The sequence below is a fragment of the Streptomyces sp. NPDC059248 genome (assembly GCF_042753905.1).
Lineage (GTDB): Bacteria > Actinomycetota > Actinomycetes > Streptomycetales > Streptomycetaceae > Streptomyces.
In genome coordinates this window covers 51,097-58,575 of the sequence record NZ_JBHYZV010000050.1, presented here as the reverse complement: position 1 = coordinate 58,575, position 7,479 = coordinate 51,097, and the positions used below count along the sequence as shown (strand labels likewise).

The 7,479-nt window shown below is 70.1% G+C and carries 4 protein-coding genes; all 4 read right to left on the bottom strand.

Features of this window, described 5'->3' with window-relative positions; genetic code table 11:
• Window positions 1–51 precede the first annotated feature (51 nt).
• The gene (locus tag ACFXG1_RS21690; protein WP_384744162.1) at window positions 52–3,759 is read right to left on the bottom strand and encodes a ThuA domain-containing protein; all 3,708 of its coding nucleotides are present in this window, start codon (window positions 3,757–3,759) and stop codon (window positions 52–54) included.
• 268 nt (window positions 3,760–4,027) lie between these two features.
• The gene (locus ACFXG1_RS21685; protein WP_384744160.1) at window positions 4,028–5,032 is read right to left on the bottom strand and encodes a sugar phosphate isomerase/epimerase family protein; all 1,005 of its coding nucleotides are present in this window, start codon (window positions 5,030–5,032) and stop codon (window positions 4,028–4,030) included.
• Between the two features lie 97 nt (window positions 5,033–5,129).
• On the bottom strand, window positions 5,130–6,350 hold the full coding sequence (locus tag ACFXG1_RS21680) for a Gfo/Idh/MocA family protein (RefSeq protein ID WP_384744158.1): 1,221 nt from the start codon (window positions 6,348–6,350) through the stop codon (window positions 5,130–5,132).
• A 52-nt stretch (window positions 6,351–6,402) separates the two neighbouring features.
• Window positions 6,403–7,455 carry a substrate-binding domain-containing protein gene (locus tag ACFXG1_RS21675; RefSeq protein ID WP_384717507.1) on the bottom strand — a complete coding sequence of 351 codons (1,053 nt, stop codon included), beginning with the start codon at window positions 7,453–7,455 and terminating at the stop codon, window positions 6,403–6,405.
• Window positions 7,456–7,479: the final 24 nt, after the last annotated feature.

Here is a 7,479-nt window from a genome sequence, read left to right as displayed (position 1 = left end):
GGCGGGGGGTACGGCGCCTCCCCGCCCGCCGCCGTCTCGGCGGGGCCTGCCCTACTGGGGCAGCTCCTTGAGGGTGATGTTCCGGAAGGACACCTGGTCGTCGGCCCCGTGGTTCTGGAGCCCGATATGGCCGTCCTTCAGACTGCGGTTCGGGTCCGTGTTGGTGTAGTCGTTGATCTTGGCGCCGTTGAGGAAGAGCTGGATCCGCTCGCCCTGGACCTTGATCTCGTACGTGTTCCACTGGCCGGGGGGCCGCAGGACCCGGTCGCGGGCCTTGAGGTCGGCCGACTTGAAGCCGTAGACGGAGCCCGTGGTGCGGGCCGGGGTGTCGGTGGCGTCGATCTGGATCTCGTAGCCCTTGTTCACGGCCGACCAGGGGTCGTCGGACGCGGGGAAGCCCACGAAGATGCCGGAGTTGTCGTCGCCGGCGAGCTTCCAGTCCAGCTTCAGGCTGTACGCCTTCAGCTCACGGGCCTGGTACCAGAGCATGCCCATGCCGCCCTCGGACCGCAGTTCGCCGTCGGCGACGGTGAACTTCCCGGGTCCGGCCTGCTTCCAGCCCTCGGTGGTCTTGCCGTTGAAGATGGTCCGCTCGCCCTTGGCGGGCTTGCAGTCGGCCTTGACCTGGCCGGACGTGGTCCGCAGACCGCCGAGCAGATGCTCGCGGAAGGCGGGCTCGGCGTACGACTCCTTGGTGTGGCCGCCGCCGGTGTAGAAGGACCGGCCGCCCTCGTAGGTCTGGCACCAGGCGATCGGGTGATCGCCCTTCATGGAGCCGCCCTGGTAGGTGGTCTCGTCGAGGGTGGCGAGTACCCGCACCTTGTCGCGCGGGTTGGTGCCGTAGTTGTACCACTCGTCGGTACGGGTCCACTCGGCGTCCAGGTGCTTGGTCGCGGGGTGGCCCCGGTCCTCGGTCCTGACGGTCGCGGACTGGATCTGCGGGTGGCTGGTGAAGTAGGCGCCGACGAGGCCGCCGTAGAACTTCCAGTCGTACTCGGTGTCGGACGCGGCGTGGACGCCCATGTAGCCGCCGCCGGTGCGGATGTAGTTCTCGAACGCCTTCTGCTGCTCGGCGCCGAGGACGTCACCGGTGGTGGAGAGGAAGACCACGGAGTCGTAGCGGGCCAGGTTGCTGGTGGTGAACTGGGCCGCGGACTCGGTGGAGTCGACGGTGATGTTGCTGCTCTTCCCGAGTTCCTTCAGGGCCGCGACCCCGGCGGGTATGGAGTCGTGCCGGAAGCCGGCGGTCTTGGAGAAGACCAGGACGCGCTTGGCGGTCCGGTCGGGCGGGCTGTTGGAGAGGGTGAAGTCGTCGACGTCGTAGAGGGCACCGGCGCCGCCCTTGAAGACCAGGAAGAGTTCCGTGGACTGCTTGGGGACGGCCCGCAGGGGGATGTCGACGTCCTGGAAGACCTCCCAGCCGCCGGTCACCGGGATGGGCCCGGAGCCGAGGATCTTCCCGGTCGGCGAGCCGGTACGGACTTCGAGGAAGCCGCCCGCGCCGCCGGAGGAGATCCGGGTGGTGAGCTTGGTGGACCCGGCCAGGTTGTAGGGCTTGAAGGAGATCCAGTCGTCGTTGTCGATGTCGCCGACGGTCCGGCCGCCGTTGGCGGCGGGCTTGTCGTAGGTGCGGATCCCGGACTGGGCGCTGAAGTGCTCGGCCTGCCGGTGGCGCGGCTGGAGCTGGAGCTCGTCCTTGGCGGACAGCGCCTCCTGGCCGCCCGCGGCCCGGTCGGTGTACTCGGCGACGAGGACGCCGTAGATATTGGCGTTCGGGTCGTGGCCGCCGTCACCGGGCGTCTTGATGGTGCCGGAGCAGCCGTTGGCGCTGGTCAGCTTGTGGGCGTGGCTGTCGTGGCCCAGGAAGTAGCTGACGGTCACCTTGGAGCAGTCCACTCCCCCGGACGCCTGGTCCTCGGGGTCGGTGACCTTCACCTTGAAGGGGACCTCGTCGCCGAAGGAGAAGAGGGCTCCGTCCGCGGGCGCCTCCAGGACGACCTTGGGCGCGGTGTTGCCGACCACGACCCGGACGCTCGCGCCGCCGACCCGGCCGGTCGGGTCCTTGACCGTGAGGGTCGCGGTGTAGGTGCCGTTCTTGCGGTAGGTGTGTGTCGGGTTCGGGTCGGTGGAGGTGGCGCCGTCACCGAAGTCCCAGGCGTAGGTGAGGGCGTCGCCGTCCGGGTCGGTGGTCCCGGCCGAGGAGAACGCGACCCGCATCGGGGCCTTGCCGGAGGTCCGGTTCGCCTTGGCCTCGGCCGCCGGCGAGCGGCCGCCGGTGGCGTTCTCGATCCGGTAGAGCGCGGAGTGCTCGTTGCCGCCGAACCAGGCGGTGCCGTAGTCGAGGACGTACAGCGCCCCGTCCGGGCCGAACTGCATGTCCATCACCTGGGTGCCGGTCCACGGGAACGGATTGATCTTGGCGACGGAGCCGTCGGCGTTCTGCTCGACCCGCTTGATCCAGCGGCGCCCGAACTCCCCGGCGAAGTAGTCGCCGTCGTACGCCTCCGGGAACTTCACCGGGGACGGGTTGTCCGGGTCGTAGCGGTAGACCGGGCCGCCCATCGGGGACTCGCCGCCGGTGCCGAACTCGGGGACCGAGCCGCCGTCGTACGGGATCCACGCCTTCTGCGCGGGCGGCAGGTCGACCAGGCCCGTGTTGTGCGGGGAGTCGTTCTTCGGCGCCTTGCAGTCGAAGGTGGCGCCGGGCTGCTTGGTGGCGAAGTCCCAGTCGACGTAGGGCTGGTTGAAGGTGTTGCAGAACGGCCAGCCGAAGTTCCCGGGCTTGTCGACCTTGACGAAGCCGACGGCTCCGGCCGGGCCCCGCTTGGGGTCGGCGGAGGCCGCGTCGGGCCCGTAGTCGCCGACGTACGCGACGCCCGTCTTCTGGTCGACGCTGAACCGGAACGGGTTGCGGAAGCCCATGGCGTAGATCTCGGGCCGGGTCTTGGGTGTCCCCGGCTCGAACAGGTTGCCGTCGGGGACCGTGTACGACCCGTCGTCGTTCACCTTGATCCGCAGCAGCTTGCCGCGCAGGTCGTTGGTGTTGCCCGAGGTGCGGCGGGCGTCGTAGGCGGGGTTGCGGCCCGGCCGGTCGTCGATCGGGGTGTAGCCGTCGGAGGTGAAGGGGTTGGTGTCGTCGCCCGTGGAGAGCCAGAGATTGCCCTGGGCGTCGAAGTCGATGTCGCCGCCGACGTGGCAGCAGATGCCCCGGGTGGCCGGGACGTCGAGGATCTTCTTCTCACTCGCGGTGTCGAGGGTGCCGTCCGTCTTCAGGACGAACCGGGAGAGCCGGTTGACCCCGTCCCACTTGGCGAACTCCTCCGCGGTGCCCTCATTGGGGGCGTCACCGGCGGGGGTGTTCATCGGGGGCGCGTAATAGAGATAGACGAAACGGTTCTGCGCGAACTTGGGGTCGAGGCCGATGCCCTGGAGCCCCTCCTCGTCGTGCGAGTAGACCGGGATCTTGCCGACGATCCGGGTGGCGCCCGTGAAGTCGGTGAGCCGCAGCTCGCCGTTGCGGGAGGTGTGCAGCACGCTCCGGTCCGGCAGTACCGCCATGGACATCGGCTCACCGGTCTCGGCGGCGCCCTTGGCCAGGGTGACCTGCTGGAAGGACTCGGCGGCCGGCTCGGCCGCCGCCGGGGCGGCGGCCGAGGCGGGCTGCGGGGCGGTGACCGTGAAGGAGCCCGCGGCGAGAAGGGCTCCGGTCAGCAGCGCCAGCACTCTGCGCGCTCGTGGTCTGTTTCGTTTCGGGTGCACGAATCTCCTCCGGTAGGGACCGGTCGTACGGGCGGGAAACCGTGGAACCGGAGTGCGCCGTCACACCGGGGACCACCTAGGGGCTGTACACATCAGGGACGGTAGACGGGTTCGTCCTGAACGGAAAGCCCTTGTGCGGCGGGGAACTTCAACTTTTCCCCACCGCAGGACAAAGGGGGATGAGGGCAGCTCGGACCGACCCGGCGGCGATATCGGCCGCCGGGCCATGACCTCCGGGCTCACCTGCGGTGACGCCCTCGGCGACGGGTCAGTCGCCGCTGCCGAAAGCGGAGTCGAAGGAGGCGGCGGGCGGCTCGAAATCGAACCGCTTCAGGGCGGTAAGCGCTTGCGGAGCGCCGGTCAGCCGGTCCATGCCCGCGTCCTCCCACTCCACCGAGACCGGTCCTTCGTAGCCGATCGACCGCAGCATCCGGAAGACGTCCTCCCACGGCACGTCGCCGTGTCCGGCCGAAACGAAGTCCCAGCCGCGCCGGGGATCGCCCCACGGCAGATGCGAGCCGAGACGCCCGTTGCGGCCGTCGAGCCGCTTCCGCGCCTCCTTGCAGTCGACGTGGTAGATCCGGTCCCGGAAGTCGTAGAGGAAGCCGACCGGGTCCAGGTCCTGCCAGACGAAGTGGCTGGGATCGAAGTTGAGCCCGAAGGCCGGACGGTGGTCGACCGCCTCCAGGGCCCGGCGCGTGGTCCAGTAGTCGTAGGCGATCTCACTCGGATGGACTTCGTGGGCGAACCGGACCCCCTCGGCGTCGAAGACGTCCAGAATCGGGTTCCAGCGCTCCGCGAAGTCCTCGTACCCCCGGTCGATCATCGACTCGGGGACGGGCGGGAACATCGCCACCAGATACCAGATCGACGAGCCCGTGAAGCCGACGACGGTGTCGACACCGAAGGCCGCCGCGGCCCGCGCGGTGTCCTTCAGCTCGGCCGCCGCCCGCCGCCTCACACCCTCGGGATCGCCGTCGCCCCAGATCCGGGCGGGCACGATATTGCGGTGCCGCTCGTCGATGGGGTGATCGCAGACGGCCTGGCCCACCAGATGGTTGGAGATCGCCCAGCACTTGAGCCCGTACCGGTCGAGCAGGGCGCGCCGGCCCTCGATGTACGCGGGGTCGGCGAGCGCCTTGTCGACCTCGAAGTGGTCGCCCCAGCAGGCGAGCTCCAGCCCGTCGTAGCCGAAGTCGCGGGCGAGCCGGCACACCTCCTCCAGCGGCAGATCGGCCCACTGGCCGGTGAAGAGCGTGAACGGACGTGGCATGAGGGTGTCCTGACCTTCCTGATCCTCGGGGGAACGGCGGGGCGGCCCCGGCCGCCCGCCGCCGTCGTCTCGTGACCGGCGGACCGGCCCGGCCCGGTCACACCGGGGTGTAGACCGCGTCGTTCTCGGCGCTGCGCGCCACGGCCGCCAGCACCCGCTGCACCTGGAGCCCCTCGGCGAACGACGGCGAGGGTACGGTGCCGGTCGCGAGCGCCTCGACGAGGTCCCGGGCCTGGTGGGTGAAGGAGTGCTCGTAGCCGAGACCGTGACCCGGCGGCCACCACGCCGCCAGATAGGGGTGGTCGGCCTCGGTGACCAGGATGCGCTTGAACCCGGCGGAGGCCGCGGGCTCCGTGTGGTCGTGGAAGAACAGTTCGTTGAGGCGTTCGAGATCGAAGGAGAGGGACCCCAGCTCGCCGTTGATCTCGAACCGCAGGGCGTTCTTGCGGCCCGCGGCCATCCGGGTGGCCTCGAAGGAGGCCAGCGCCCCGGACGCGAGCCGGCCGTTGAAGAGCGCCGCGTCGTCCACGGTGACCTCGCCGCGGGCGGGCTCCTGGCCCGCCGCGCCGCCGGACCCGCCGCCCGGGGGGCCGGTGGCCACGCCCGCGAGCAGCGGGCGTTCCCGTACAAAAGTCTCGGACAGCGCCGACACCCCGACCAGTCGCTCCCCCGCCAGATACTGGGCCAGATCGACGATATGGGCGCCGAGGTCGCCGAGCGCCCCCGAGCCGGCCTGCTCCTTCCGCAGCCGCCAGGTCAGCGGGACCTCCGGGTCGACCAGCCAGTCCTGGAGATAGGTGAACCGCAGATGGCGCAGGGTCCCGAGCCGTCCTTCGGCGAGCAGCCTGCGGGCGTAGGCGACGGCCGGGACCCGCCGGTAGTTGAAGCCCACCATGGCGAGCTGGCCGCGGGCGGCGGCGGCCTCGGCCGCCACCGCCATGGCCTCCGCCTCCGCGACCGAGTTCGCCAGCGGCTTCTCGCAGAGCACGTGCTTGCCCGCCTCCAGGGCGGCGATCGCGATCTCCGCATGGGAGTCGCCCGGCGTGCAGACGTCGACGAGGTGGACGTCGTCCCGGGCGATCAGGGCGCGCCAGTCGGTCTCCGCCGCCGCCCAGCCGTGCCGTTCGGCGGCGGCCCGGACCCCGGACGGATCGCGTCCGGCGATCGCGGCGAGCACCGGCCGGATCGGCAGGTCGAAGACGCGGCTCACATTGCGCCAGCCCTGGGAGTGGGCGGCGCCCATGAACGCGTATCCGACCATGCCGACGCCGAGCGTCGGCGGGGCGCCCTCGGGGTCCCCGGCGGCCTGGTGTTCCATACGGATTTCCTCCTCGTCGCGATAACGGCTCTGCTCGATGGGGCCGGCCCGGTCAGATGAAGCCGGTGGGCAGGTACTGGTCGACGTTGTCCTTGGTGACGACCGCGGAGTAGAGGGTGATCGAGGCCGGGATCTCCATCTCGGCCATCCCGCCCACCCCCTTGCCCTGGGCCACCGCGCGGGCGATGTCGATGGCGGACGCCGACATCGTCGGCGGGTAGAGGACGGTCGCCTTCAGCACGCTGTTGTCGGCCTTGATGGCGTCCATGGCGGACTTGGCCCCGGCGCCGCCGACCATGATGAAGTCCTTGCGCCCGGCCTGGGCGATGGCGCGCAGCGCGCCCACGCCCTGGTCGTCGTCGTGGTTCCACAGGGCGTCGAAGTCGGACTGGGCCTGGAGCAGCTGGGCCATCTTGGCCTGGCCCGACTCGACGGTGAAGTCGGCGGCCTGGCGGGCCACCTTCTTGATGTTGGGGTAGTTCTTCAGGGCGTCGTCGAAGCCCTGGGTGCGCTGCTTGGTGAGTTCGAGGTTGTCCACCCCGGCCAGCTCGACGACCTTGGCGTTCGGCTTGTCCTTGAGCCGCTCGCCGATGTAGTTCCCGGCGTTGAGGCCCATGCCGTAGTTGTCGCCGCCGATCCAGCAGCGGTACGCCTGGGGCGAGGCGAAGACCCGGTCCAGATTGACGACGGGGATGCCCGCCTTCATGGCCTCCAGACCGATCCGGGTCATGGCCTTGCCGTCGGCGGGGAGGATGACGAGGACGTCGACCTTCTTGTTGATGAGGGTCTGCACCTGGCCGATCTGGGCGGCGGTGTCGTTGGAGCCCTCGGTGATCTCCAGGGTGACGTCGGCGTACTTCTTCGCCCGTTCCTTGGCGTTGTCGTTGATGGCGTTGAGCCAGCCGTGGTCGGCCTGGGGGCCTGCGAAGCCGATGGTCACGGCCTTGCCCGGCTTGTCGTCGGCGACGGGCGCGTTGGCCGGGGCCGGGTTGGACTCCTTCTTGGCCGGCTCGTTGCTGGTACAGCCGGTGAGCAGGGCACCGGCCGAGACGGCGGCCGTTCCGAACAGGAGTCCTCTGCGGGACGGTACGGAGAATTCGGGCATGGCGGATCAGACCCTTCGGCTGGG

Bases quoted from the DNA above. Each gene is read 5' to 3' on its own strand.
- ACFXG1_RS21685 (WP_384744160.1), bottom strand. From the start codon at position 5,032: ATGCCACGTCCGTTCACGCTCTTCACCGGCCAGTGGGCCGATCTGCCG.
- ACFXG1_RS21680 (WP_384744158.1), bottom strand. From the start codon at position 6,350: ATGGAACACCAGGCCGCCGGGGACCCCGAGGGCGCCCCGCCGACGCTC.
- ACFXG1_RS21675 (WP_384717507.1), bottom strand. From the start codon at position 7,455: ATGCCCGAATTCTCCGTACCGTCCCGCAGAGGACTCCTGTTCGGAACG.